At 72.9% G+C, this 22,711-nt stretch carries 28 protein-coding genes; 16 read left to right on the forward strand and 12 right to left on the reverse strand.

What is annotated here, in order from left to right; genetic code table 11:
- Nucleotides 1-35: 35 nt before the first annotated feature.
- From D7147_RS21295 to D7147_RS21305, 3 genes are all read right to left on the reverse strand, one after another.
- The gene (locus D7147_RS21295; protein WP_120680367.1) at nt 36-2,087 is read right to left on the reverse strand and encodes an amylo-alpha-1,6-glucosidase; all 2,052 of its coding nucleotides are present in this window, start codon (nt 2,085-2,087) and stop codon (nt 36-38) included.
- Complete coding sequence (locus tag D7147_RS21300; RefSeq protein WP_120680369.1) at nt 2,084-2,467, reverse strand: SCP2 sterol-binding domain-containing protein; 384 nt, start codon at nt 2,465-2,467, stop codon at nt 2,084-2,086. The genes D7147_RS21295 and D7147_RS21300 overlap by 4 nt, the downstream gene beginning before the upstream one ends.
- 90 nt (nt 2,468-2,557) lie before the next feature.
- Nucleotides 2,558-2,932, reverse strand: a complete 375-nt coding sequence (locus D7147_RS21305) for a DsrE family protein (protein WP_120680371.1) — start codon at nt 2,930-2,932, stop codon at nt 2,558-2,560.
- A 12-nt stretch (nt 2,933-2,944) separates the two neighbouring features.
- Between D7147_RS21305 and mtfM the strand changes: the two genes are divergently transcribed.
- Together mtfM and D7147_RS21310 are read left to right on the forward strand one after the other, a co-directional pair.
- A complete protein-coding gene (mtfM, locus tag D7147_RS33395; RefSeq protein ID WP_267900765.1) occupies nt 2,945-3,049 on the forward strand; it encodes a small membrane protein MtfM in 105 nt (34 codons plus the stop codon).
- Nucleotides 3,050-3,104: 55 nt separating this feature from the next.
- Nucleotides 3,105-3,710: an FABP family protein gene (locus D7147_RS21310; protein WP_120680373.1), complete on the forward strand. Its 606-nt coding sequence runs from the start codon at nt 3,105-3,107 to the stop codon at nt 3,708-3,710.
- Nucleotides 3,711-3,802: 92 nt separating this feature from the next.
- Here the strand turns inward: D7147_RS21310 and D7147_RS21315 are convergent, their stop codons facing one another.
- The gene (locus D7147_RS21315; protein WP_120680375.1) at nt 3,803-4,657 is read right to left on the reverse strand and encodes an aminotransferase class IV; all 855 of its coding nucleotides are present in this window, start codon (nt 4,655-4,657) and stop codon (nt 3,803-3,805) included.
- Between the two features lie 67 nt (nt 4,658-4,724).
- On the opposite strand from D7147_RS21315, the gene D7147_RS21320 reads away from it, so the two are divergent.
- The 4 genes from D7147_RS21320 to D7147_RS21335 all read left to right on the forward strand — a co-directional run bounded on the left by D7147_RS21320 (nt 4,725) and on the right by D7147_RS21335 (nt 8,165).
- Nucleotides 4,725-5,153 carry a Fur family transcriptional regulator gene (locus D7147_RS21320; RefSeq protein ID WP_187398614.1) on the forward strand — a complete coding sequence of 143 codons (429 nt, stop codon included), beginning with the start codon at nt 4,725-4,727 and terminating at the stop codon, nt 5,151-5,153.
- Nucleotides 5,150-6,262: a CAF17-like 4Fe-4S cluster assembly/insertion protein YgfZ gene (gene ygfZ / locus D7147_RS21325; RefSeq protein WP_120680379.1), complete on the forward strand. Its 1,113-nt coding sequence runs from the start codon at nt 5,150-5,152 to the stop codon at nt 6,260-6,262. The genes D7147_RS21320 and ygfZ overlap by 4 nt, the downstream gene beginning before the upstream one ends.
- A gap of 22 nt (nt 6,263-6,284) precedes the next feature.
- Nucleotides 6,285-7,112 (forward strand): BKACE family enzyme, encoded by an 828-nt coding sequence (locus D7147_RS21330; protein ID WP_120680381.1) that lies wholly within the window; start codon nt 6,285-6,287, stop codon nt 7,110-7,112.
- A 93-nt stretch (nt 7,113-7,205) separates the two neighbouring features.
- Complete coding sequence (locus tag D7147_RS21335; RefSeq protein ID WP_120680383.1) at nt 7,206-8,165, forward strand: asparaginase; 960 nt, start codon at nt 7,206-7,208, stop codon at nt 8,163-8,165.
- A gap of 260 nt (nt 8,166-8,425) precedes the next feature.
- Here D7147_RS21335 and D7147_RS21340 read toward each other — a convergent pair whose 3' ends face one another.
- Complete coding sequence (locus D7147_RS21340; protein WP_199734222.1) at nt 8,426-9,223, reverse strand: alpha/beta fold hydrolase; 798 nt, start codon at nt 9,221-9,223, stop codon at nt 8,426-8,428.
- A gap of 112 nt (nt 9,224-9,335) precedes the next feature.
- Here D7147_RS21340 and D7147_RS21345 point away from each other — a divergent pair, with 112 nt between their 5' ends.
- The 6 genes from D7147_RS21345 to D7147_RS21370 all read left to right on the forward strand — a co-directional run bounded on the left by D7147_RS21345 (nt 9,336) and on the right by D7147_RS21370 (nt 13,718).
- The gene (locus D7147_RS21345; RefSeq protein WP_120680387.1) at nt 9,336-9,953 is read left to right on the forward strand and encodes a helix-turn-helix domain-containing protein; all 618 of its coding nucleotides are present in this window, start codon (nt 9,336-9,338) and stop codon (nt 9,951-9,953) included.
- Nucleotides 9,950-10,690, forward strand: a complete 741-nt coding sequence (locus D7147_RS21350) for a hypothetical protein (protein WP_120680389.1) — start codon at nt 9,950-9,952, stop codon at nt 10,688-10,690. The genes D7147_RS21345 and D7147_RS21350 overlap by 4 nt, the downstream gene beginning before the upstream one ends.
- 71 nt (nt 10,691-10,761) lie before the next feature.
- The gene (locus tag D7147_RS21355) at nt 10,762-11,076 is read left to right on the forward strand and encodes a DUF2516 family protein (RefSeq protein WP_120680391.1); all 315 of its coding nucleotides are present in this window, start codon (nt 10,762-10,764) and stop codon (nt 11,074-11,076) included.
- On the forward strand, nt 11,073-11,960 hold the full coding sequence (locus tag D7147_RS21360; RefSeq protein WP_120680393.1) for an alpha/beta fold hydrolase: 888 nt from the start codon (nt 11,073-11,075) through the stop codon (nt 11,958-11,960). The genes D7147_RS21355 and D7147_RS21360 overlap by 4 nt, the downstream gene beginning before the upstream one ends.
- 11 nt (nt 11,961-11,971) lie before the next feature.
- Entirely contained in the window at nt 11,972-12,709 is a 738-nt protein-coding gene (locus tag D7147_RS21365; RefSeq protein WP_120680395.1) for an alanyl-tRNA editing protein, read from the forward strand.
- Between the two features lie 94 nt (nt 12,710-12,803).
- Nucleotides 12,804-13,718, forward strand: a complete 915-nt coding sequence (locus D7147_RS21370; RefSeq protein WP_120680397.1) for an SDR family oxidoreductase — start codon at nt 12,804-12,806, stop codon at nt 13,716-13,718.
- On the opposite strand, the gene D7147_RS21375 is transcribed toward D7147_RS21370, so the two are convergent.
- The 5 genes from D7147_RS21375 to D7147_RS21395 are packed head-to-tail and all read right to left on the reverse strand — an operon-like array spanning nt 13,709 to nt 18,315.
- Nucleotides 13,709-14,716 (reverse strand): helix-turn-helix transcriptional regulator, encoded by a 1,008-nt coding sequence (locus tag D7147_RS21375; protein WP_120680398.1) that lies wholly within the window; start codon nt 14,714-14,716, stop codon nt 13,709-13,711. The two genes, D7147_RS21370 and D7147_RS21375, sit on opposite strands and share 10 nt — an antisense overlap.
- Nucleotides 14,717-14,739: 23 nt before the next feature.
- Nucleotides 14,740-15,381, reverse strand: a complete 642-nt coding sequence (locus D7147_RS21380) for a response regulator (protein ID WP_120680400.1) — start codon at nt 15,379-15,381, stop codon at nt 14,740-14,742.
- Nucleotides 15,378-16,649: a sensor histidine kinase gene (locus D7147_RS21385; protein ID WP_233563270.1), complete on the reverse strand. Its 1,272-nt coding sequence runs from the start codon at nt 16,647-16,649 to the stop codon at nt 15,378-15,380. The genes D7147_RS21380 and D7147_RS21385 overlap by 4 nt, the downstream gene beginning before the upstream one ends.
- Nucleotides 16,650-16,660: 11 nt before the next feature.
- The gene (locus D7147_RS21390) at nt 16,661-17,410 is read right to left on the reverse strand and encodes an ABC transporter permease (protein WP_233563272.1); all 750 of its coding nucleotides are present in this window, start codon (nt 17,408-17,410) and stop codon (nt 16,661-16,663) included.
- Nucleotides 17,407-18,315, reverse strand: coding sequence for an ABC transporter ATP-binding protein (locus D7147_RS21395; protein WP_120680404.1), 909 nt, complete (start codon nt 18,313-18,315; stop codon nt 17,407-17,409). Before D7147_RS21395 ends, D7147_RS21390 begins: the two co-directional genes overlap by 4 nt.
- A 157-nt stretch (nt 18,316-18,472) precedes the next feature.
- Between D7147_RS21395 and D7147_RS21400 the strand changes: the two genes are divergently transcribed.
- The 4 genes from D7147_RS21400 (at nt 18,473) to mca (ending at nt 21,479) form a co-directional block, all read left to right on the forward strand.
- Nucleotides 18,473-19,264: an EI24 domain-containing protein gene (locus tag D7147_RS21400; protein ID WP_120680406.1), complete on the forward strand. Its 792-nt coding sequence runs from the start codon at nt 18,473-18,475 to the stop codon at nt 19,262-19,264.
- 1 nt (nt 19,265) lies between these two features.
- Complete coding sequence (locus D7147_RS21405) at nt 19,266-19,781, forward strand: O-acetyl-ADP-ribose deacetylase (protein ID WP_120680408.1); 516 nt, start codon at nt 19,266-19,268, stop codon at nt 19,779-19,781.
- Nucleotides 19,782-19,948: 167 nt separating this feature from the next.
- Nucleotides 19,949-20,575: a TetR/AcrR family transcriptional regulator gene (locus D7147_RS21410; RefSeq protein WP_233563274.1), complete on the forward strand. Its 627-nt coding sequence runs from the start codon at nt 19,949-19,951 to the stop codon at nt 20,573-20,575.
- Nucleotides 20,568-21,479, forward strand: coding sequence for a mycothiol conjugate amidase Mca (mca, locus tag D7147_RS21415; RefSeq protein ID WP_199734223.1), 912 nt, complete (start codon nt 20,568-20,570; stop codon nt 21,477-21,479). Before D7147_RS21410 ends, mca begins: the two co-directional genes overlap by 8 nt.
- On the opposite strand, the gene D7147_RS21420 is transcribed toward mca, so the two are convergent.
- Nucleotides 21,415-22,320 (reverse strand): GNAT family N-acetyltransferase, encoded by a 906-nt coding sequence (locus tag D7147_RS21420; protein ID WP_120680414.1) that lies wholly within the window; start codon nt 22,318-22,320, stop codon nt 21,415-21,417. The two genes, mca and D7147_RS21420, sit on opposite strands and share 65 nt — an antisense overlap.
- A complete protein-coding gene (locus tag D7147_RS21425) occupies nt 22,313-22,708 on the reverse strand; it encodes a RidA family protein (RefSeq protein WP_120680659.1) in 396 nt (131 codons plus the stop codon). The genes D7147_RS21420 and D7147_RS21425 overlap by 8 nt, the downstream gene beginning before the upstream one ends.
- Between the last annotated feature and the right edge of the window lie 3 nt (nt 22,709-22,711).

Below are 22,711 nucleotides of genomic sequence, written 5' to 3' on the forward strand. Positions count from 1 at the left end.
CTGCGACGACCACGCGGTCGGCAGACCGGGGAACGTCAGGGGCGGTGCTCCTCGCTCGGGATGCGGCTGCGACCGAGCGCGTCGACCCGGCCCCAGCGCCCCGGGATGTCGAGCAGCTCGATGCGGCCCATGCCCTCCGGCACGGCCGGGTCGATGACCAGGTGCTCGCCCTGCGGTTCGAGGCCGAGCATGACCCGCAGCAGCAACAGCGGCGTCCCGGTCGACCAGGCCTGCGGGCTGCACGCGGTCGGATACATCACCGGATAGTCGGTGAGGCTGCGGTGGTATCCGGCGAACGCCTCGGGCAGTCGGCCGTTGAAGTAGTGGGAGGCGGCGAGCATCGCGTCGCAGATGCGCCCGGCCTCCTCGCGGTAGCCGTACCGCCGCAGACCCCAGGCGATGATCGAGTTGTCGAACGGCCAGACGGTGCCCACGTGGTAGCCGATGGGGTTGTACCGCCCCTGGTCGTTGGCGAGGGTACGCACACCCCACCCGGAGAAGAGCCGTGGCCCGAGCAGATGGTCGACGATCCGCCCGGCCCGAGCCTCGTCCACGATGCCGCTCCAGAGCAGGTGGCCCATGTTCGAGGCGAGGGCGTCGACGTGCCGGCCGTCGGCGTCGAGGGCGAGCGCGTAGTACTCCTTCTCCGGGATCCAGAAGTCGCGGTTGAACCGCTCCTTCAGCTCCGCCGCCTCGCGTTCGAGCCGGTCGGCGTACTCCGGGTCGTTCCAGAACTTGCGGGCCAGTCGGGCGCCCCGGATCTTCGCGTCGTAGGCGTAGCCCTGGAGTTCGCAGGTGGCCCGGGGGAAGCCGGGCAGCCGCCCGTCCGCGTACGAGATCGAGTCCGGTGAGTCCTTCCAGCAGTGGTTCTGCAGACCCGTACGCGGGTTGCGGGTCTGGTACCAGATGTAGCCGGTGCCGAGCAGGTCGCCGTACGTGTCGATCCACCCCAACGCCGCCCGCGCCGCCGACTCCAGCAGGAGCACGAGCTGGCTGTCGCCGGTCCACCGCTCGTACTCGTCGAGCAGGATGACGAAGAGCGGTGTCGAGTCGGCCGAGCCGTAGTACGGCGAGTGGGGCTGCTCCTCGAAGCCGGCCGTCTCGCCGTAGCGGAGTTCGTGCAGGATCTTCCCCGGCTCCTCGTCCCGGAAGTCGTCCACCCGGTGCCCCTGGAGACCGCCGAGGATCTGCAGGGTGGGCGGGATCAGCTCGGGCAGGTACGGCAGCACCTGGAGCGAGGTGAACATGCTGTCCCGGCCGAAGAGGGTCATGAACCAGGGCAGCCCGGCGGCGAGCAGCCGGACGCCGAGGGCGATCGACTCGTACCGCAGGGCCGCGAGGTCGTTGAGGCTGCGCCGGTACGCGGTGGCGAGCGGCTCGCAGTCGCAGCCGAGCTTCGGTGCCCGCTCGATGAGCTCGCTCTGTTCGGCCTCGATGACGGCCACGTCCCGGCTGCCGCCGTACCGCAGGCTGGAGCGGATGTCCTCACCGCGTGCGCCGTAGACGATGGTCGCCGCGTGCAGCCGGGTGGTCCACTCGCCGTGCCGGCCGACCTGGACGTGGAACGTCATGCCGGCCACGTCGATGTCCGCCGGTTCGCTCGTCGTGACCACCGTCTCCCGGTGGAACGCCTCGCGACGGTAGGTCAGGCGCAGCTCGTTCCCGCTCACCGTCGCGGTCGTCCGCCCCTTCTTCTGCCGCGGGCTCTTGATCTCGAAGAGGTCGGCGAAGTCGGCGCCGATGTCGAGCCGCAGGGTGAACTCGACAGGCTCCCCCGAGTGGTTGAGCACCGTCAGCTCCTCGTTGAAGCTGCCACCGATGGCGCGGCTGCGGATCACCGAGACGTTGGCGTCCAGGTAGTGGGTCGGCTCGCCGGGGGCCAGGAAGAAGCGGGTGCGGTAGGACTTCGCGTCGTCGATCGAGAGGGCGTGCAGGCGCTCCCCGTCGAGGGTGAGCAGCCAGGTGGAGAGGAACCGGGTGTCGAACGAGAAGAGGCCGGTGGGGAAGTCGAAGGAGGGCTCGACGTCACCACGCCTGTCGCTCACCAGGAAGGTGCTGCCGTCCAGGATGCTGACCAGGTCCTTCACGCCGACCGCCCGGTCTGCTGCCGAGCCGTCTCGCGGGGGTCCCGGGTGCCGGGCGGGTCGGGGAAGAACCGGCGGAAGACCAGGAAGAGCACGACGTTCCCGCTGAACGTGCTCTCGTTGCGGAACACCGCGGCGACGCCCTGCGCCTGCCCGCACACCATCCGTTCGAAGAGGTCGGCGCTGCTGTACCAGATCGCGTCGGCCGGGGCGCGCTCGCGGCGCACCTCCACCACTCCCGGGCGCATCCGGACCAGCCAGTGCTCGGTGACACCACCGTCCACGGAGAGGTCGATCTGGAGGGTGCCGCTCACCAGCCCGCGCAGGACCTCGGGAGCGCGCGCCGGTAGCGATTCGAAGAACCGCTCGATGGCCTCGCCCACAGCAGAATCGTAGGCAGCGGCCGGACAAATCGGGCGGGTATCGGTATTGCTCACCGAGCCGGTGAGGCGGCGCCGGCCCCGGGGGTGCCGTCAGTAGACGAGCGCCTGCGCGCCCTCGGCCATCGTCTCCTCGACGAAGACCGCCGCGCCGGCGATCCGTACGCCCGGCAGCACGTCGTCCGGGCCGATCTCCCGCCGCGCGGCGCACTGGGTGCAGGCGGTGACCGTGCCGGTGGTGAGCAGCACGTGCAGCAGCTCGGCCAGCGGGGCCGAGTGCGGCAGGTCGAACTCCTCGGCGCGGCCGGGCAGCGCGAACCAGGTCGACTCACCGGTCAGCCAGAGGGAGACCTCCACTCCGGCGGCGGCGGCCGTCGCGGCGACGGTGAACGCCTGGGCGCACCGCTCCGGGGCGTCCGCACCAGCGGTGGCCTTGACGACGAGAGTACGGGCCATGGGGCCCAGCATAGGATGGCCGCGATGGTTACCGAGATCGGGTTCGTCAGCCTGCTGGTCGCCGGCCTGGGCGCGCTCGCCGGTGGCCTGATCTATCTGGCCGTACGCATCTCGAGAGGTAACTGGTGAGCGCGAGGAGTGGACCGGGTTTGCGAGCCCCGCAGTCGCGAGCGAAGGAGATCCGGTGAGCGCGAACCCGTCGGACGACAACCCGCTGGCGCCACCTCCGTGGCTGAACGCGCCGCCGGTCGACCCGTACCCGTACGAGGAGAGCAACGACCTGCGGGTCGGCCCGAAGCTGCACCCGACGCTGGACGGCCTGCTGCCCTACATCGGGGTGTGGCGCGGTCGTGGGCGGGGCGGTTACCCCACCGTCGAGGACTTCGACTTCGCGCAGGAGATCCGAATCAGCCACGACGGGCGGCCGTTCCTCTTCTACGAGTCGCGTGCCTGGATCCTCGACGAGCAGAGCCGCCCGGTGCGCCCGGCCGGCCGTGAGGTGGGCTGGTGGCGGCCGGTGCTCGACGGTGGCCGGGCCACCGACGAGCTGGAGGTGCTGTTGACGAACCCGACCGGGGTGATGGAGCTCTACCTCGGGCGGCGCAAGGGCACCCAGGTCGAGCTGGTCACCGACGCGGTGGTGCGGACGTCGACCGCCAAGGAGGTCACCGCGGGGCACCGCCTCTTCGGCATCGTCGAGGGCGCGCTGCTCTACGCGCAGGACATGGCGGCGGTCGGTCAGGGGCTCAACCCGCACCTCTCCGCCCGCCTGATCCGCGTCGGTGGCTGACCGGCCCACCCCCCTCGGCGGCTGACCCGCCCACCTCGTCGATCATGAGGTTGACGGGTCCGCCGGGGCGGTGACGCCCGCCAACCTCATGATCACGCCGGTTCGACGGGGAGGCCCAGGAGCGCCTGCAGGGGAGCGGTGTGCGGGGACGGGGGGCGGGGCTCGCCGTCCAGGGCGGTCACCTCGACTAGGCCCCGTACCGACGAGGTGAACCAGACGCCGTCCGCACCGCGCAGCCCGGCCGGCGTGACCATCCGTTCGTCGGCGCCGAGCCCCAGGTCGCCGGCGTGCGCGAGCAGCCAGGCCGCCGTGGTGCCGGGCAGGACGCCGGTCCGGGCGGCCGGCACCGTGCAGAGCGTCCCGCCGACCAGCCACACCAGGTTCGCGCTCGGCCCCTCCAGGGCGTACCCGTCGGAGGAGACCCAGAGCACGTCGTCGACCCCGGTCCGCAGCGCCCAGCGTCGGGCGGCCGTGCTCACCGCGTACGACGTCGACTTGATCCCCGTGGGCAGCCACTCCAGCGCGGTGCGCGACGCGGCGGGCACGCCGAGTGGCAGGGTGGCCACCGTGATTCCGGTCACCCGCGCACGGCGGGCGGCCGCCGGAACCTCGGCGAGGGTGGCGTAGACGGTCGGCGGGCCCCCGCTCTCCGGTCCCCGGGTGCAGACCAGCCGGAGCGCGCCCTCCACCTCGGCCGGCCAGCCCGCCCGGACCGCGTCGAGCAGCCCGACCAGCACGGCCCGGGGCGGCAGCGCCAGCTCCACTGCCGCCGCGGCGCGGGCCATTCGGTGCAGGTGCTCGTCGCGCAGCCACGGCGTCCCGGCGCGCAGGTGCATGGTCTCGAAGATCCCGTCACCGTGCAGTACGCCCCGGTCGTCACCGCGCAGCACCGGATCATCCGCGGAGACGGCGTCGCGACCCAGTACGGCGATCCTCGCTGCCACCATGACCGCCGAGCGTAGCGGCGGAGCAGGTGGACCGGGATCCGCGCTGATGACGAACTATGATCGGACGGTGTCCGAATCCTCCCTCGCCGAAATGCTCCGCTCCCGTGGGCTGCGGCTGACGGCGCAGCGACAGCTCGTGCTGCAGGCGGTGCTGGACCTCGGTCACGCAACGCCGGAACAGGTGCACACCGCGGTCCGCGAGGTGGCCGCGGGCGTCAACATCACCACCATCTACCGCACGCTGGAGCTGCTGGAACGGCTCGGCCTGGTGACCCACACCCACCTCTCGCACGGCTCACCGACGTACCACGCGGCCGGCGAGCACCAGCACGTCCACCTGGTCTGCCGCAACTGCGGCGGGATCGACGAGATCGACCCCGAGCTGATCCGGCCGTTCGCCGACCAGCTCCTCGCCCAGCGTGGATTCCGGGTGGACATCGGGCACGTGTCACTCTTCGGCGTCTGCGGCAGCTGTGAGAACGGGGACCAGGAATGATCGACATCGCGGGCGCGGTGGCCGTCGAGAGCATCGACGAGGCCAGCCGCGACCAGCCCGAGCCGGAGCACGCCGCGGCCGGGGTGCGCGGGGTCGCCGCGCACTACGGCGATCCGATGCGGGAGCAACGCGCGCTGGACACGGCCGTCGGTCTGGTGGACCGGTCGCACCGGGGTGTGATCGCGGTGCCGGGCGAGGAGCGGGCGAGCTGGCTGCACACCCTGACCTCGCAGCACCTCGCCGACCTCGCCGCGGGCGAGGGGACCGAGCTGCTGGTGCTCTCCCCGCACGGGCACATCGAGCAGCACGCCCTGGTCGCCGAGGACGGGGTGACCAGCTGGCTGGACACCGAGCCCGGGGCCACCGCCGGACTGCTGTCGTACCTGGAGAAGATGCGCTTCTTCAGCAAGGTCGAGCCGCGCGACGCCACCGCCGATCACGCGCTGCTCTCCCTGGTCGGGCCGGAGGCGCCCGCGGCGCTGGAGACGCTCGGTGTGACCGGGCTCGCCGCACCCGACGCGGTAGCCGTGCCGGGCCCGAAGTTCCGGCACGGCGAGGTGCCGCCCCGGCCCACCGCGCGCTACGCCGTGCAGCCGCTGCCCGCCGGTGGCTGGGCTCGCCGGGTGCCCCTCGGGGTGGATCTGCTCGTTCCTCGGGAGTCGATGGAGCAGGTGGTCGCCGAGCTGCGCGGCGCGGGCGTGCCCGTCGCCGGGCTCTGGGCGTACGAGGCGATCCGGGTGGCCGCCCGCCGTCCTCGCGTCGGCGTGGACACCGACCACCGGACGATCCCCGCCGAGGTGAACCTGATCGGCCCGGCGGTGCACCTTGACAAGGGCTGCTACCGGGGCCAGGAGACGGTGGCCCGGGTGCACAACCTGGGCCGGCCGCCGCGACGTCTCGTCCTGCTGCATCTGGACGGGGTGACCACCGACCACCCGCCGACCGCCGGCACCCCGGTGACGCTCGACGGCCGTACGGTCGGCTTCGTGGGCACCGCCGTGCACCACCACGAGCTGGGCCAGATCGCGCTCGCGGTGATCAAACGCAACGTCCCCGAGGACGCGACCCTCATGATCGGAAGCATCGCCGCCGCCATCGACCCGGACTGACCTCGGCGTCTAGGATCCCGGCATGACCACAGGGACGTTGATCACGGTTGCCCCGACCGGCGCGGAGTCGGCCAAGGCCGAGGTCCCGGCGCTGCCGGTGACTCTCGACGAGCTGCTGCTCACCGCGAAGGAGTGCGAGGCGCTCGGCGCCGCCGTGATCCACGTCCACATCCGTGACGACGAGGCGAAGCCGACCCTCGACCAGGGGCGGCTCCGCGACACGGTGGCGGCGCTGCGGGAGAGCACCGACCTGATCGTCCAGCTCTCCTCCGGCGGCGCGGTGACCGATCCGGAGTCCCACCGGCTCGCGGTGCTCGACGCCGCGCCGGACATGGCCTCCTGCACGATGGGCACTGTCAACTTCGGCGACGACGTCTTCCTCAACCGCTGGGAGTTCATCGTCGACCTGCACACCCGCATGCAGGAGCGGGGTGTCGTGCCGGAGTACGAGATCTTCGACCTCGGTCACCTGACCGCGCTGCAGCGCCTGCTCGGCAAGTACGGCCTGCCGCACGGTGGGCACGTCCACGTCGACTTCGTGATGGGCGTGCCGGGCGGCATGCCGGGCACCACCGAGACGCTGGTCGCCGCGCGGCAGATGCTGCGGGACCTGCCGGAGGGGACCACCTTCTCGGCCACCGGCATCGGCCGCAGCACCATCCCGGTGCTGCTCGCCTCGCTCTCCGCGGGCGGACACCTGCGGGTCGGCATGGAGGACACGGTGACCTACGCCAAGGGCCGCCCGGTGGAGTCCAACATGCAGCTGGTCGCCCGGGCGGTCGGCTTCGCGCAGCTCGCCCAGCGTCCGCCGCTGACCACCGCCGAGGCCCGCGAGCTGCTCGGCCTGTAAGGCCAGCCCCGTTCGGCACTCCTGTCACAGATTGCCGGACGACCTGGTCACCCGGCCGTCGGAGGCCGCCGTCGCGTCGGTACCGTCCACAGCGTGGCAAAGACGTACGAGGGCGGCGCGCCGCTCGCCGAGGTGGTCCGGTCGGAGTTCGTCGAGGGGGTGCACCGCGGCTCGGTCGTGGTGCTGGACGTCTCGGGGGCGACGGTGGCCGGCGCCGGGGACGTGACCTCCCCGATCTTCCCCCGGTCTTCCAGCAAGCCGATGCAGGCGATCGGAATGCTCCGCGCCGGTCTGTCGCTGGGCGATCCGGCCGACCTGGCGCTCGTCTCGGCGAGCCACGCGGGTGAGGACTTCCACCTGGAGCGGGTCGCCGGGCTGCTGGCGCGGGCCGGGCTGGACGAGTCGGCGCTGCACTGCCCGCCGGACCTGCCGGCCGGCGAGGAGGCGCGGCAGGTGGTGCTGCGTTCCGGTGGCGGGCCGACCCGGATCCAGATGAACTGCTCCGGCAAGCACAGCGGCATGCTGCTCACCTGCCGTGCCGCCGGGTGGCCGCTGGACGGCTACTGGAGGCCGGAGCACCCGCTCCAGCAGCGGCTGCGTGAGTCGATCGAGGAGTTCACCGGCGAGGAGGTGGCGGCCGTCGGCGTCGACGGCTGCGGCGCGCCCGTGCTCGCGGTCTCGCTGACCGGGCTGGCCGGCGCGTTCCTTCGACTCGTCTCGGCCGAGGCCGGCTCGCTGCCGCGTACGGTGGCCGACGCGATGCGGGCGTACCCGGAGCTGGTCGGCGGCACCCAGGCCGACGACACCCGGCTGATGCGCGGCATTCCGGGGCTGCTCGCCAAGGTCGGCGCGGAGGGCGTGATCGCCGCGGCGCTCCCCGGCGTGGGCGCGGTCGCCCTGAAGATCGACGACGGGGCCGCGCGTGCCCGGATGCCGGTGCTGGTCTCCGCGCTGCGCCGGCTCGGTGTGGAGGCCCCGGTGCTCACCGAGTACGCCGAGGTGCCGCTCTTCGGCGGGGGCGTGCCGGTCGGCGCGGTCCGCCCGCTCTGGTAGCCCCACCCCGCCCCATCCCACCGGCCCGGCCCTGCCCACATAGGTCCATTGAGCGTGATACCGCAGAGGCGTATTTATGCCTCTGCGGTATCACGCTCAACTTCTCCCGGCCCCCGGGCGAGCGGTGTCGCTCGGGACGCGCCCGTTGTTGATCATGACGTTGACGGCGGAGTCGATCTCCGGAACCGCGGTCAACGCCATGATCGACAGGCTGGGGCTCACGGCTGGGGGAGCGGCGGGGGGGACGGGGTGGGTGCGGCTCAGGGTAGGAAGTCGAGCAGCGCCCTGTTGATCGGTTCCGGGCGCTCCAGCGGCGCCAGGTGAGCGCTGTCCGGCACGTCCGGCATCCGTACGCCCCGCGGCACCTCGGCGGCGATGCGATCGGCGAGCCGGCGCAGGTCCGCCACGTCGTCGGCGCCGGTCCCGACCAGCACGGGTACGGCCAGCTCGCCGAGCCGGTCGGTGGCCGGCGGGTCCAGCTCGCCCACCTCGACGGCGCTGAGCGCCTGCTCGGCGGCGAGGGCCCGCTGGTCCATGAGCTCGGCGAAGCGGACCAGTTCGGCGTCGACCTCCTCCGGGCGACGGGTCGGGCCGACCACCCAGAACCGCACCTCACCGGCGGCGGTGGCCGTGAAGTCCTCCGGGTCGACGTCGCCGACCAGCTCCTCCCAGAGCTGCTCGGTCTCCTCGGACCACTCGTGGCCGGAGACCGGAGCGCCGAAGAGCGCCAGGGCGGAGACGCGGTCGGGGTGGGCGAGCGCGGTGTCCACGGCGACCCGACCCCCGAACGAGCAGCCGACGAGCGCGGCCCGGGGCAGGCCGAGAGCGTCGAGCAGGCCCGCCACGTCGTCGTGGTGGGTGAACGGCAGCGGCGGCAGCTCGGACTCGCCGTAGCCGCGCAGATCGACGGCGAGTACCCGGTGCCGGGCCGCGAGGGCCGCGATCTGCGCCCGCCACATCCGCCGATCCGCGATGCCGGCGTGCAGCAGCACCACGGGGCTGCCCTCGCCGGCGTCGTCGTACGCCAGCACGGCGCCGTTCACTTCGATCTTGGTCATTCGAGGACGGTAGACACGGACAGACGGGACGCGCAAGCACGTTGGTGAGATGCTGCTAACTCTGGCAAGCATATTGCTTGCAGTAGCTAGCACCCCGGGCTACCGTCGAACCATGGCCACCGGCAAGGACCTTCCCGACATCGGCGGGTTCATTCGCGACCTGCGACGCAACGCGAAGATCTCGCTGCGTCAGCTCGCCGAGCAGGCGGGGGTCAGCAACCCGTACCTCAGTCAGATCGAGCGCGGCCTGCGCAAGCCGAGCGCCGAGGTGCTCCAGCAACTCGCCAGCGCCCTGCGGGTCTCGACCCCGGCGATGTACCTGCGGGCCGGGCTCCTGGACGACAAGGAGGGCCACGGTGTGCTCGCCGCCATCGCCGTGGACCCCGACCTCACGATGGCCCAGAAGCAGTCGCTGAGCCAGATCTACGAGACCTTCCGCCGGGAGAACGTCCGCCTCGCCGAGGCTACCGCCGCGGCGAACGCGACCCACGAGCCACCGGCCGCCGCCGGGCAGCCGGCCACCCCGACCGAGGCGGCCGGACTCGTCAACCCGGCCGCCACCGGACCCACCACATCGGAGGGCACCCCGACCGAGGCGGTCCTCGAGTCGGTCGCGGTCACCGAGGCCGGTCCGGCGCCCGCCCCGACGAGCAGCAGTAGCCCCGAGAAGAAGGCCGCCGGCAGCGCGGCCCCGAAGGCCGGGGAGCCGGCCGAGGAGGAGAAGTCATGACCGAGCCGAAGACCAACCGCATTCCGGCCCCCGTCTACGCCGCGGCCGGCGCCGGCGAGCTGGCGATCGAGCAGCTGCGCAAGCTGCCCGCCACGGTCAGCGACCTCGGCACCAGGGTGGTCGCCGATCTCGGTGGCAAGGCCGTGGTCACCGGCTTCGAGCTGCGCGAGAAGGCCAACGAGACGCTGCGCACCGCGAATGCCCTGCGGGAGAAGGCGGCCGCCGGTGACCTCGACCTGAACCAGCTGCGCGCGGCGGCCACCCGCAACGCGGCCGCCGACCTGAACCGGCTGCGGGAAGCGGTAGACCCGGAGAAGCTGCGTGCCGCGGCCACCCGCAACGCGGCCGCGGTGCTGGCCGGTGCGCAGGTCGCGCAGGAGCGGGCGTTGGCCGCGTACGACGCGCTGGTCGCCCGCGGTGAGCGCGTGGTCGGGGCCGGCGTGCCGGAGGCGGCCGACACGGTGAACACCGACATCGAGGCGACCGGGGCCGGCACCGGGCCGGCGCGGGCCGACGCCCAGCCCGCCGAGGCGGCCGCCACCGAGACCACCGCCCCGGCCGAGGTGCCCAGCCCGACCGAGGTGGCGAAGCTCGTCGAGGAGAAGCCGCTCGCCGTCAGGGCCAAGACCGGAGACGCTCCGGCCCGTAAGCCCCGCACCAAGGCCGCGAAGCCGGCCGAGACCCCGTCGGGCAAGCTGCCCCGGGCAACCAAGCGGACCCGCCCGGCCGCCGAGTAATCCACTGCACCGGCATCCCCGGAGGCGTCCTTGTCGGACGTTTCCGGGGTCGCCGACATAAGCTTGCCGTCATGGCCTACGCCGCGCCGATCTTCGCCTTCGAAGCCCGCTACGTGATCGAGCTGGTCCTGCTCGTCTTCGCGCTGATCATTCAAGGCGTCGCACTGGTGCACGCCATCACCCAGCGGTCCGACGCCTTCAACGCGATCGGCACCCTGCCCAAGGGGGGCTGGATCGCCATCCTGGCGGTCTGCCTCGTGCTCACCCTGCTCGGCTTCGGCCCGATCAGCCTCTTCGGACTGATCGGCATCGCGGCCGCGCTCATCTACCTGCTGGACGTACGGGTCGGGCTGCGTGACCTCAGCGACGGCCGAGGGTTCTGGTGAGAGGCTTTCGCTGGCCTCCTCCGCCCGACGGCGGACCCCGCACCTGGGGCCCCGGCCCGGGTGCTCCCCGGACCGGTCGCCCCGCGCTGCCCGAACCGGAGACCGAACTGGTCACCACGCCGCACGGTGTACGGCTGGAGCGGCTGGTCACCGGCGCCGGCGACCCGATCACCGTGTTCGCGCACGGGCTCGGCAACGGCATCGCCACGACCAGGCCGTTCGGTAGCGGCGTCAGCGGCCGCAAGGTCTTCTTCCAGTTCCGCGGCCACGGCCGTTCGGACGCGCCGCCCGGCCCGTGGAGCTACGCCGACCTGGCCCGGGACGTCCGGGCGATGGCCGATCTCAGCGGCGCCACCCGCGCCTTCGGCGCCAGCCTCGGTGCCGGCGCGCTCTGCCGGCTGCTCTCGCAGAGCCCGGAGCGCTTCGAACGGCTCGTCTTCTTCCTGCCCGCCGTGCTCGACCGGCCGCGCGACGACGTGGCCCGGCAGCGGCTCACCGCGCTGCTCGAAGCGGTCGAGAGCGGGGACGCCGCCCTCGTCGCCGAGGTGGTCAGCGGTGAGTTGCCGACCGCGATCCGCAACACGCCGGCCGGCTGGGCTTACCTGCGTCAGCGGCTGGACCAGCTGCTCCGGGACGGGCTCGCGCCGGGACTGGCCGACCTTCCGGAGCAGGTCGCACTGCCGGACGCCCGGGCCCTGGCGGCGGTGAGCACACCGGCGCTGGTGATCGCGTGTGCCGGCGACGACCTGCATCCGGTGCCGGTCGCCGAGCAGCTCGCGGCCGCGCTTCCGCAGGCCACCCTGCACGTCTACGACCGACCGAACGTGCTCTGGACGGAACGCGCCGATCTGCGCGAACGAATCTCCACCTTCTTCAACGAGTAACCTGCCCTGACATGGGTGTCACACATCACGGCCGGACGCACCGGCTGGATCTCGCCGACCCGACCCTCCGCGAGTGGGAGTGCACGGTGCTGCACGCCGACCCGGAGCAGGGCATCGTGCTCGACCGTTCGGCCTTCTACCCGGGTGGCGGTGGGCAGCCGCCGGACCACGGGGTGCTGCTCTGGCAGGGCGTACAGACCCGGATCGCCGGCACCCGCAAGGGCGACGACCTCTGGCTGATCCCCGTCGAGGGGGATCCGCTGCCGCCGGTCGGCAGCACCGTCACCGGCGCCGTTGAGGACGGGCGGCGTACCCGGCTGATGCGTACCCACTCGGGCCTGCACGTGCTCTGCGGTGTGGTGTTCCGCGACTTCGGGGCGCTGGTCACGGGCGGCAACATGGAGCCCGGCGAGGCGCGGATGGACTTCAACCTCCCCGAGGTGCCGACGGACTTCAAGACGCGGATCGAGGAGCTGGTCAACGCCGAGGTGGCCGCCGACCGCTCGGTCGCCGTCCGGGTGCTGCCCCGGGCGGACGCGCTGGCGCTGCCGGACATCATCCGTACCCAGTCCAACCTCATCCCGGCTGACGAGCAGGAGGTGCGGATCGTCGACATCGTCGGGTTGGACGTGCAGGCCGACGGCGGCACCCACGTCGCCTCCACCGCCCAGATCGGGAAGGTGCAGGTGGTCAAGGTGGAGAGCAAGGGCCGGGCGAACCGCCGGGTACGCATCCGTCTGGTGGAGTGACGCGACGGTCGGGTCGCCGCTGCGGGCCGGTCGCCCGACATCCGTTCGGAAAACCGGACTTCGGCTGTCAGGTATCGCTGGCAGTCTCGCTGGTATGACGAAACCGCTGACAGGGAAGATCGCGCTCGTGGCCGGGGCGACCCGGGGCGCCGGCCGGCAGATCGCCGTCCAGCTCGGCGCGGCCGGGGCCACCGTCTACGCCACCGGCCGCAGCAGCCGGGCCGGCCGATCGGAGCTGGACCGTCCGGAGACGATCGAGGAGACCGCCGAACTGGTCACCGCCGCCGGCGGCGAGGGCCACGCCGTCGTGGTCGACCACCTGGTCCCCGAGCAGGTCCGCGACCTGGCCGCGCGGATCGACGCCGAGCAGGGCCGCCTCGACGTGCTGGTCAACGACATCTGGGGCGCCGACCCGCTCGTCACCTGGCACGAGCCGGTCTGGAAGCAGCCGCTCGACGCGGGCCTGCGTACGCTGCGGCTCGCCGTCGACACCCACGTCATCACCAGCCACTTCGTGCTGCCGCTGCTGATCCGCCGGCCCGGCGGACTGGTGGTCGAGATGGGCGACGGAACGAAGGCGTACAACGACGACAACTACCGGCTCTCGGTCTTCTACGACCTGGCGAAGGTCTCGGTGAACCGGCTCGCCTTCGCCTGGTCGCACGAGCTGAAGCCGCACGGCGGCACCGCTGTCGCGCTCACCCCGGGCTGGATCCGCTCGGAGGCGATGCTGGAGCACTTCGGGGTGACCGAGGAGAACTGGCGCGACGGGGCGGCCAAGGACCCGCACTTCCTCATCTCGGAGACGCCGGCCTTCGTCGGTCGTGCGGTGGCCGCCCTCGCCGCCGACGAGGAGCGGGCCCGCTGGAGTGGCCGCTCCGTCTCCGCCGGGGAGCTGTCCCAGGTGTACGGCTTCACCGACGTCGACGGCAGCCGGCCGGACGCGTTCCGCTACATCAGTGAGGTGGTCGACGCCGGCCGGCCGGCCGACGTCACCGGCTACCGCTGACCGTCCGCACTCGGCGGCGGCGGGTTCGGGTCGGCGTAGAGCCGGCTCATCCGCTCGGCGGCGGCGACCATCAGGGTGCGCAGCTCCGACGGTTCGAGCACCTCCACCTCGGGGCCGAGCGTGAGCAGTTGGGCGTGCGCCACCTCGACGGACTCGACGGGCAGCCGCAGCACGACCCGGCCCTGCCCGTCGGGGCCGTCGGCGGCGGCGACGGCCTCGTCGTACACGAAGGGGGCGTCGACGAGGTGACGGAGCCGGCGCAGACCGGCGGCGCTCAACCGCAGCGTGACCTCGACCCGGAGCATGCTCCGCAGGAACGCCTCGGCCTGCTCCCGCCAGTACCCGGCCAGGTCGAAGCCCTCGTCGCGGTCGAACGTCTCCGCGCCGACCTCGACGTCGGTGACCCGGTCCACCCGGTACGTCCGATGGTGGCCGTCGACCCGGCCGACCAGATACCAGGTACCGCTCTTGAGCACCAGACCGTACGGGGCCAGCTCCCGGGAGACCTCCCGGTCACCGCGGCGATAACGCAGCCGTACCGTGCGCTCCTGCCACACCGCGCCGGCCAGCTCGGTGAGCCACGGCGGCGGACCGGCCTCCCGGAACCAGCCCGGCACGTCCAGGTGGAACCGCTGCCCGGTGCGGGCGGGCGCGTCGCGCAGGCTCGGCGGGAGCGCGGCGAGCAGCTTCAGCTCGGCGGAGGCGACCGCGTCGGCGAGCCCCATGTCGCCGGCCGGCCCACGCAGCCCGGCGAGGAAGAGCGCCTCCGCCTCGTCCCGGGTGAGCCCGGTCAGCCGGGTCCGGTAGCCGCCGAGCAGGCGGTAGCCGCCGGCCCGGCCGCGGTCGGCGTAGACCGGCACCCCGGCCGCCGAGAGCGCCAACACGTCCCGGTAGACGGTCCGCTCGGAGACCTCCAGCTCCTCGGCCAGCTCGGCCGCGGTCATCGTCTCCCGCGCCTGCAGGAGCAGCACCAGGGAGATCAGCCGGGACGCGCGCACCCGTCCATCCTGCCCCGGCGGCCTCACCGCCCGCCGGGGGTGAGCAGGCCCCGGTCGTACGCGACGGCGACGGCCGCCGCCCGGTCGTTGACCCCGAGCTTGGCGTAGACGTGCAGCAGGTGGGTCTTGACCGTCGCCTCGCTGATGAAGAGCTGGGCCGCGGCCTCCCGGTTGGACGTGCCGCGGGCGACCAGGGTGAGCACCTCCAGCTCGCGCTGGCTGAGCGGCTCCTGGGCCGGGGCGCGTAGCCGTCCCATCAGCCGGCCCGCCACGCTGGGCGAGAGCACCGACTCGCCCCGGGCCGCCGCGCGCACGGCGCGGACCAGCTCGTCCCGGGGCGCGTCCTTGAGCAGGTACCCCGTGGCGCCGGCCTCGATCGCCGGCAGCACGTCGGCGTCCGTGTCGTACGTGGTCAGCACCAGGACCTTGACGGTGCTGCCGGAGCGGGCCAGCCGGCCGATCGCCGTCACCCCGTCCATCCCGGGCATCCGCAGGTCCATCAGCACCACGTCCGGGATCAGGTTGGCGGCCAGCGCCAACGCCTCGGCGCCGTCGCCGGCCTCGCCGACCACCTCGAAGCCCGGGTCGCCGGTGAACATGCCGCGTAGGCCGTCCCGCACCACCGGGTGGTCGTCGACGATGAGCAGCCGTACCGGTGCGGTCAACCTGCACCTCCGGGGAGCGCGGGCACGGAAGCCGAGACGGCGGTGCCGCCGCCCGGCTCGGACTCGATCGTCAGCTCGCCGCCCACGCCGGTCACCCGCTGCCGCATCGCCGTGAGGCCGTAGCCGCCGTCCGCCTGCCGGGGCACCTGTCGCACGTCCGGGTCGAAGCCGATCCCGTCGTCCCGGACGTCCAGGGTGACCACGTCCTCCATGTACGACAGCGTCAGCCCGACCCGGGTGGCCTTGGCGTGCCGCGCGACGTTCGCCAGCGCCTCCTGGGCCGCCCGCAGCAGCGTCACCTCGACCTCCGGGTGCAGCGGGTGAGCGTCGCCGGTGACACTCACCTCGGCGCGGGTCTCGTTGATCGCCGACCAGCGCCGGGTCAGCTCGCTGAGCGCGTCCGGCAGCCGGGCGGACTCCAACGCCTCGGGACGGACCGCCTGCACCGAGCGCCGCGCCTCGCTCAGGCTCTCCCTGGCCAGGCCGACGGCGTTGTCGACGTGCCGTCGCCAGTCGGCCCGCCGGTCACGGGCCTGCCCGGCGGCCTCCAGCTGGGTGATGATGCCGGTGAGGCCCTGGGCGAGCGTGTCGTGGATCTCCCGGGCCATCCGCTGCCGCTCGTCGATCACCCCGGCCTCGCGGGCCTGGGCGAGCAGCTGGGCGTGCAGACCCTCGTTCTCCCGCATCGTCTCGGCCAACCGGCGGTTCGTCTCGGCCAGCTCCTCGACGAGCCGTTTGCGGTTGGCGTTCTGCCGGTCGGCGACCATGCTGAACCAGGTCACCCCGCCGGCGAGGCCCGCGTTGAAGAGCACCAGCACCGCCCAGAGCAGCCAGTGCGACAGCGAGGTCGGCGGGCCACCGCTCTGCGCGGTGGCGATCAGCACGGAGGTGAAGACCACCCCGGCCATTCGCCACCGACCGTCGAGCACGAGGAACGCGTGCGCGAACCCGATCCAGGCGAAGAAGGCGTACCAGGGGCTGGAGAGCACCAGGAGGGCGGCGAGCCCGAGCAGCCCCGCGTAGTACACCGCCATCAGCCTGGGGCGTCCCGCCCAGGCCGGGTGCAGGTTGACGAACCATCCGATCCAGGCGGCGGTCACCAGGGCGACCACCAGATCGGGGGCGACCGAGATGCCGCGGGGCGCCGGGGCGAAGGTGGTGATCAGCATCCCGACGCCCAAGCCGACGAAGGGCAGCACCCGGTAGAGGACGGCCTCCCGAGCCTCCCAGGTGGCCAGCCGGTCGACCTGCTCGGCGCTGCTGGTCATCGTCTCTCCGCTCACTCCCAGCGGAACAGCTTGGCCGCGCCCGCTCCCGCCAGTACCGCGACCACCGCCATTATCACCAGGTGCAGCGGCCGGGGTGGGGTGCCGGTCCAGCTGTCGAGCAGCGCCTGCACGCCGGGGGGCGTGTAGTCACCGACCCGGACGAGGAAGTCCGGCAGCAGGAACCGGGGCAGGTAGACCCCGCCGAAGAACATGATCAGCAGGAAGAGCGGCGCCATCAGCGCCTGCGCCACCTTGGCGGTCCGGGCGACCGCCGCGACCAGCAGACCCAGCGCGAGCAGCGCCGCCGTACCCAGCACGAAGGCGACCGTGAAGCCCAGCGGATGACGGGGCAGCGGTACGCCGAACGCCAACCGGCCGACGACCACCAGCAGGACGGCGCTGGCCACGATCGCCGCCAGGGTGATCACCAGTTGGGCGGCGAGCAGGGCGGCCGGGCTGGCGGGGGTGGTGGCGAGCCGGCGCAGCACCCCCCGCTCCCGGTAGGTGGCGAGCATGGTGGGCAGCACGTTCAGCCCGGCCACCGCGAGCGTCACCACCATCAGCGAGGGAGCGAAGTACGAGACGAACGTCTGCCCGTCGAAGGTCGGGTCCGGTCTGCGGAGCGCGGGAATCAGCCCGAGCACCACGAGCACCAGCGTCGGCAGCCCGACGGTGGTCACCACCGTGGCGATGTCCCGCAGGTACAGCCGCGTCTCGATCCTGAGGAGTTGCCCGAAGCCGCGCATGTCGTTCCCCTTCACTCGGTGATCCGCCGCCCGGTCAACTCGACGAACGCGTCGTCGAGGGTGGACTGTTCGAGCCGGAGATCGGCGGCGACGATCTGGTGGCGGGCGAGCACGGAGGCGACGGCGTGCAGCACGTCGCCGGAGCCGCTGACCACCAGCTGACCACCGGTACGTTCCACCGCGGTGACCTCGGGCAGGTCGGTGAAGAGCCGGTCGTCCACCTCGGCGCTGGGCCGGAACCGCACCCGCTGGGTCGGCGCCACCCGGCGTACCAGTCCGGCGGGGCTGTCCACCGCGACCACCCGCCCCCGGTCGATCACCGCGAGCCGGTCGCAGAGCCGCTCCGCCTCCGCCATGAAGTGGGTGACCAGGATGATCGTCACGCCGCGGTCCCGGATCCGCTCGATCAGCTCCCACGTCACGCGGCGGGCCTGCGGGTCCAGGCCGGTGGTCAGCTCGTCCAGGATGGTGATCTCCGGGTTGCCGACCAGCGCCAGCGCGATCGACAGCCGCTGCTTCTGCCCGCCCGACAGCTTCTTGTACGGGGTGTTCCGCTTCTCGCCGAGCCCCAGCTCCTCGATGAGCCGGGCCGGATCGGCGGGCCGCCGGTAGAACGACGCGAAGAGCTCCAGCGCCTCGGCGACCTGTAGTCGGTCGGGCAGCTGGCTCTCCTGGAGCTGCACCCCGACCCGCTCGCGCAGCGCGGCCGCGTCCCGGCGAGGGTCGAGCCCGAGCACCGACACCTCGCCCCCGTCCGGCACCCGGAGGCCGGCCACGCACTCCACCGTGGTGGTCTTGCCGGCGCCGTTCGGGCCGAGCACGCCGAAGATCTCTCCGGCCTCGACCGTGAAGGAGACGTCGTCCACGGCCACCACGTCGCCGTACCGCTTGTGCAGATTGGTCACCTCGATGACCGGCATGCCCCCGCCTTCCGCCGTCGTTCATCCCTACCGTCGAGGGTGGTGTTCGGGAGGCTTCGGCGCATCGACCAGCCGGCGCTCGCCCAGGACGAGGCCGGTGGAGCCCTGATATCCATCAACCGGTGGATGCGCCGATGGCCGGTTAGGCTCTGCGGTCGTGGACGTGATCAGCATCGCCCGTCCGGTGACCGGGCCCGCCAGCCGCTTCCTCTCCGGAGCGGGGCTGCTGCTGCGCGGCATCGGCCTCTACGTACGCAGCCCGAAGCTGATGCTGCTCGGCATCGTGCCGGCACTGATCTCCGGCGTGCTCTACCTCGCCGCGTTCGCCGCCCTCGTCTGGTTCGTCGACGACCTCGCCGCGCTGATCACCCCGTTCGCCGACGACTGGTCGACGGTCCTGCGCAACCTGTCGCGGGTGGTCGCCGGGCTGGCGATCCTCGGGGTCGGTGGCCTGCTCGGCGTGGTCACCTTCACCGCGGTCACCCTCGTCATCGGCGACCCCTTCTACGAGGCGATCTCCGAGCGGGTGGAGAACCGGCTCGGCGGCACGCCGGGTGCGGTGGACGTGCCGTTCTGGTCGTCGCTGCGCCGCAGCCTCGCCGACTCGCTACGCCTGATGGCGCTCTCCGCCCTCGTCGGCGTCCCGCTCCTCGTCGCCGGTTTCATTCCGCTGGTCGGGCAGACCGTGGTTCCGGTCGTCGGGGCTGCGATCGGTGGCTGGTTCCTCGCCGTCGAGCTGGTCGGCGCGCCGTTCTACCGGCGCGGCATGCGGCTGCCGGAGCGGCGGGCGCTGCTGAAGGCGGACCGGCCCACCGCGCTCGGCTTCGGGGTCGCGGTCTTCGTCTGTTTCCTGATTCCACTCGGCGCGATCCTCGTCATGCCGGCCGCCGTGGCGGGCGCCACCCTGCTGGCCCGGCGTTCGCTGGGTCAGTCCACGAAGGAGGGCTGACATGGAGCTAACCCTGCTCCAGGGCGACATCACCGCCCAGCAGGTCGACGCGATCGTCAACGCCGCGAACTCGTCCCTGCTCGGCGGCGGGGGTGTCGACGGCGCCATCCACCGCAGGGGCGGGCCGGAGATCCTGGCGGAGTGCCGGGCGCTGCGGGCGTCCCGGTACGGCCGGGGTCTGCCCACAGGCCAGGCGGTCGCCACCACGGCCGGCCGGCTGCCGGCCCGCTGGGTGATCCACACCGTGGGTCCGGTCTGGTCGGCGAGCGAGGAGCGCTCGGCGCTGCTGCGGGATTGCTACCGCAACAGCCTCGCCGTCGCCGACGAGCTGGGCGCGGCCACTGTCGCCTATCCGCTGATCTCCTCGGGCGTCTACCGCTGGCCCGTGGAGGACGCCGTGCGCCAGGCGCTGACCGTGCTGCGCGCGGCCACCCCGGAGCGGGTGACCGAGGCCCGGCTGGTGCTCTTCGACGCGGGCACGTACGCCACCGCAGAGCAGGTCGCCGCGCCGGGCTGAACCCGGCTCCGCCCCGCACCAGGGGCGGTGCGGGACGGGCCGAGATCACGTGTCACCGGGTGATACGCAGGTTCATGCTGTCCTCCCTTCGGCGGTCACGAGGGTAGGCCCGGGCCAGCTCCTAGGACAATCCTATTTTTGGGTCCGACCCATGTATGCTCGCCGGCGTGGGTACCGACGGCGGCCTTCGGGAGCGCAAGAAGCAGCAGACTCGGCAGTCCATCTCGGACGTGGCGACCCGGCTGTTCCTTGAGCGCGGCTACGACCAGGTGACGATCGCGGAGATCGCGGGCGCGGCCGGCGTGGCGAAGATGACGGTGACGAACTACTTCCCGCGCAAGGAGGATCTGGTCCTCGACATCGCCGACGAGTTCGTCGCGCTGCTGGCCCGCACCGCCGCCGACCGGCCCGCCGGGGAACCGGTGCGGGACTCGCTGCGCCGGCGCTACGCCGAGGCGGTGGCCCGGCGTGAGGCGCTGGTCGGCTTCGCGGGTGCCCCTTTCGTGCGCCTCGTGCAGGAGAGCCCCGCGCTCGCCGCCCGCCTGCGCGAGCTCTTCGAACTGCGCGAACGGGCGCTCGCCGCGCAACTCGCCGTCGAGGCGTCGACGGACGGGGACGACCTGACGGCGCGGCTGGTCGCGGCGCAGCTCGCCGGGGCGTACCGGGTGCTCTTCGGTGAGGCGTTCCGGCTGGTCCGGGCCGGGCACGACGAGGAGCAGGTCGCCGAAGCCCTCGACCAGGCCGGGGCGCGTGCCTTCGACCTGCTCGCCACGGGAGAGAGATGTGATGTCTGAGCCCTTGCGACTGATGGCCGTGCACGCCCACCCGGACGACGAGTCCAGCAAGGGCGCCGCCACCCTGGCCCGGTACGCGACCGAGGGGGCCGACGTACTGGTGGTGACCTGCACCGGGGGCGAGCGGGGCGATGTGCTCAACCCTGCCCTGGACCGGCCGGAGGTGCGAGCCGAGCTGGGCCGCGTCCGCCGGGAGGAGATGGCCCACGCGGCGGCGATCCTCGGCGTACGACAGCGGTTCCTAGGCTTCGTCGACTCCGGGCTGCCGGCCGACGGCGCCGACCTGCCCGCCGACGCGTTCGCCCGGCTCACGGTCGCCGAGGCCGCGGCCCCGCTGATCGCGACGGTCCGCGAGTTCCGGCCGCAGGTCCTGGTGACCTACGACCCGAGCGGCGGTTACCCGCACCCCGACCACGTGATGGCCCACCTCGTCGCCCGGTACGCCTTCGACGCCGCCGCCGACCCGTCTGCGCAGCCGGAGGCGGGCCCGGCCTGGGCCGTCTCGAAGCTCTACTACCTGGCCTCGTTCAGCCGGGCGTGGTTCCAGGCGTTGCACGACGCCACCCGGGCCGCCGGCCTGCCCTCGGCGATGGACGAGGTGCTGCGGGAGCTGCCCGAGGACCTGCCGGAGCCTCGTGTCACCACCCGGGTCGCCTGCGCCGACCACTTCGCCACCCGGGACCGGGCGCTGCGGGCGCACGCCACACAGGTCGACCCGGACCATCCCTTCTTCGCCCACTCGCGGGAGATCGAGCGGCGGGTCCGGCCGACCGAGGACTACGAACTCGCCGAGGCGCGGATACGGGTGAGCCTGCCCGAGGACGACCTCTTCGCCGGCCTCAGGCCAGCTCGCGCAGGCAGGACCACTGGGCGGCCACCGGCCGGTAGCCGAGCCGGGCGTTGATAGCCAGCATCGGCACGTTCGCCTCGTCGTTCGAGGTGTACGCGGCGCGCACCCCGCCGGCGGCGGCCCGGTGCAGGGCCGCCTGCTTGACCAGCCGGGCCAGGCCACGTCCGCGGTGGCTCGGCAGCGTGGCGGTGTAGTCCGACCACATCCGGTCGCCGTCCCGCTTGACCACGCTGAACGCCACCAGCTCACCGTCGGACTCGGCGGCCGTGCTGGCCGCCTTGTCCAGGCCGAGGTTCTGCCAGACGTCGTGCTGCCAGGTCTCGTAGCTGATCGTGTCGGAGGGTACGTCGCCCGGCTCGTCTGCTGCGGTCGCGGACTCGGCGCGGTACAACCGGTGCGGGTCCAGTTCGGCGAAGGGCAGCAGCCGTACGTCCGGGGGAGCCACCGGCATCGGCGGCGCCGGGCGCAGGTCGAGCGCTGAGTAGCGCATCTCCCGGCTCGGTGTGAAGCCGTGCCGGCGGGCGAAGGGGAGCGCCTCCGTCAGCGCCCAGGTGCGGAGCCGGCGGACGCCGAGCACGCGGAGGTGTCCCAGCGCCGCGTCCAGAAGGGCCGTGCCGACGCCCCGGCGACGGTGCTCGGGGTGCGTGTGCAGCAGGGAGGCCTCGCCGAAGTCGGCCTCGGAGGTCCGGATGTTCCGGTACGCCGAGACCCAGCCCACCACCCGGTCGTCGACCTCGGCGACGAAGGCCGTCCACTCCTCGTCGGCGGGCGGTTCGGCGATCATCTTCCGGGTGGAGGCCTCGCCGCGCACCAGGTACGGGTAGACGAGCGCCCGGAGCGCGACCACGGCGGGCGCGTCGTCGGGGTTGGCCCGCCGGATTCGGAAGTCAGCCATCGTGACGCACCGCCGCTACCGCCTCGACCTCGACCAGCTGCTCGGCGTAGCCGAGCATCGCCACTCCGAGCAGGGTGCTCGGCGGGTCGTGATCGCCGAAGGCGTCCCGGACCACCTCCCAGACGGTGACCAGATCCTCCCGCCGGGACGACGCCACGTAGACGGTCGTCTTGACCACGTCGGTGAGGCGGGCGCCGGCAGCCGCCAGCGCGGACTCCAGGTTGCGCACGACCTGGCGGGCCTGCGCGGCGTGGTCGCCCGGCGCGACCGTGCGACCCTCGCTGTCGAGCGGGCAGGCGCCGGCGGTGAAGACCAGCCGGGCCGGCGGTTCGACAGTGGCCGCGTAGGCGTACTCGGCGACGTCGGAGAGGCCCGGGGCGGAGATCAGGCG

It is taken from the genome of Micromonospora musae, from assembly GCF_003626545.1.
Lineage (GTDB): Bacteria > Actinomycetota > Actinomycetes > Mycobacteriales > Micromonosporaceae > Micromonospora > Micromonospora musae.

Excerpts from the sequence above, each read along its gene's own strand:
- D7147_RS21420 (WP_120680414.1), bottom strand. The coding sequence starts at position 22,320 with ATGGCTGACTTCCGAATCCGGCGGGCCAACCCCGACGACGCGCCCGCC.
- ygfZ (WP_120680379.1), top strand. The coding sequence starts at position 5,150 with ATGATCGACATCGCGGGCGCGGTGGCCGTCGAGAGCATCGACGAGGCC.
- D7147_RS21405 (WP_120680408.1), top strand. The coding sequence starts at position 19,266 with ATGGAGCTAACCCTGCTCCAGGGCGACATCACCGCCCAGCAGGTCGAC.
- D7147_RS21345 (WP_120680387.1), top strand. The coding sequence starts at position 9,336 with ATGGCCACCGGCAAGGACCTTCCCGACATCGGCGGGTTCATTCGCGAC.
- D7147_RS21365 (WP_120680395.1), top strand. The coding sequence starts at position 11,972 with ATGGGTGTCACACATCACGGCCGGACGCACCGGCTGGATCTCGCCGAC.
- mtfM (WP_267900765.1), top strand. The coding sequence starts at position 2,945 with ATGGTTACCGAGATCGGGTTCGTCAGCCTGCTGGTCGCCGGCCTGGGC.
- D7147_RS21370 (WP_120680397.1), top strand. The coding sequence starts at position 12,804 with ATGACGAAACCGCTGACAGGGAAGATCGCGCTCGTGGCCGGGGCGACC.
- D7147_RS21340 (WP_199734222.1), bottom strand. The coding sequence starts at position 9,223 with ATGACCAAGATCGAAGTGAACGGCGCCGTGCTGGCGTACGACGACGCC.
- D7147_RS21330 (WP_120680381.1), top strand. The coding sequence starts at position 6,285 with ATGACCACAGGGACGTTGATCACGGTTGCCCCGACCGGCGCGGAGTCG.
- D7147_RS21395 (WP_120680404.1), bottom strand. The coding sequence starts at position 18,315 with ATGCCGGTCATCGAGGTGACCAATCTGCACAAGCGGTACGGCGACGTG.
- D7147_RS21315 (WP_120680375.1), bottom strand. The coding sequence starts at position 4,657 with ATGGTGGCAGCGAGGATCGCCGTACTGGGTCGCGACGCCGTCTCCGCG.
- mca (WP_199734223.1), top strand. The coding sequence starts at position 20,568 with ATGTCTGAGCCCTTGCGACTGATGGCCGTGCACGCCCACCCGGACGAC.
- D7147_RS21355 (WP_120680391.1), top strand. The coding sequence starts at position 10,762 with ATGGCCTACGCCGCGCCGATCTTCGCCTTCGAAGCCCGCTACGTGATC.
- D7147_RS21305 (WP_120680371.1), bottom strand. The coding sequence starts at position 2,932 with ATGCTGGGCCCCATGGCCCGTACTCTCGTCGTCAAGGCCACCGCTGGT.
- D7147_RS21350 (WP_120680389.1), top strand. The coding sequence starts at position 9,950 with ATGACCGAGCCGAAGACCAACCGCATTCCGGCCCCCGTCTACGCCGCG.
- D7147_RS21385 (WP_233563270.1), bottom strand. The coding sequence starts at position 16,649 with ATGACCAGCAGCGCCGAGCAGGTCGACCGGCTGGCCACCTGGGAGGCT.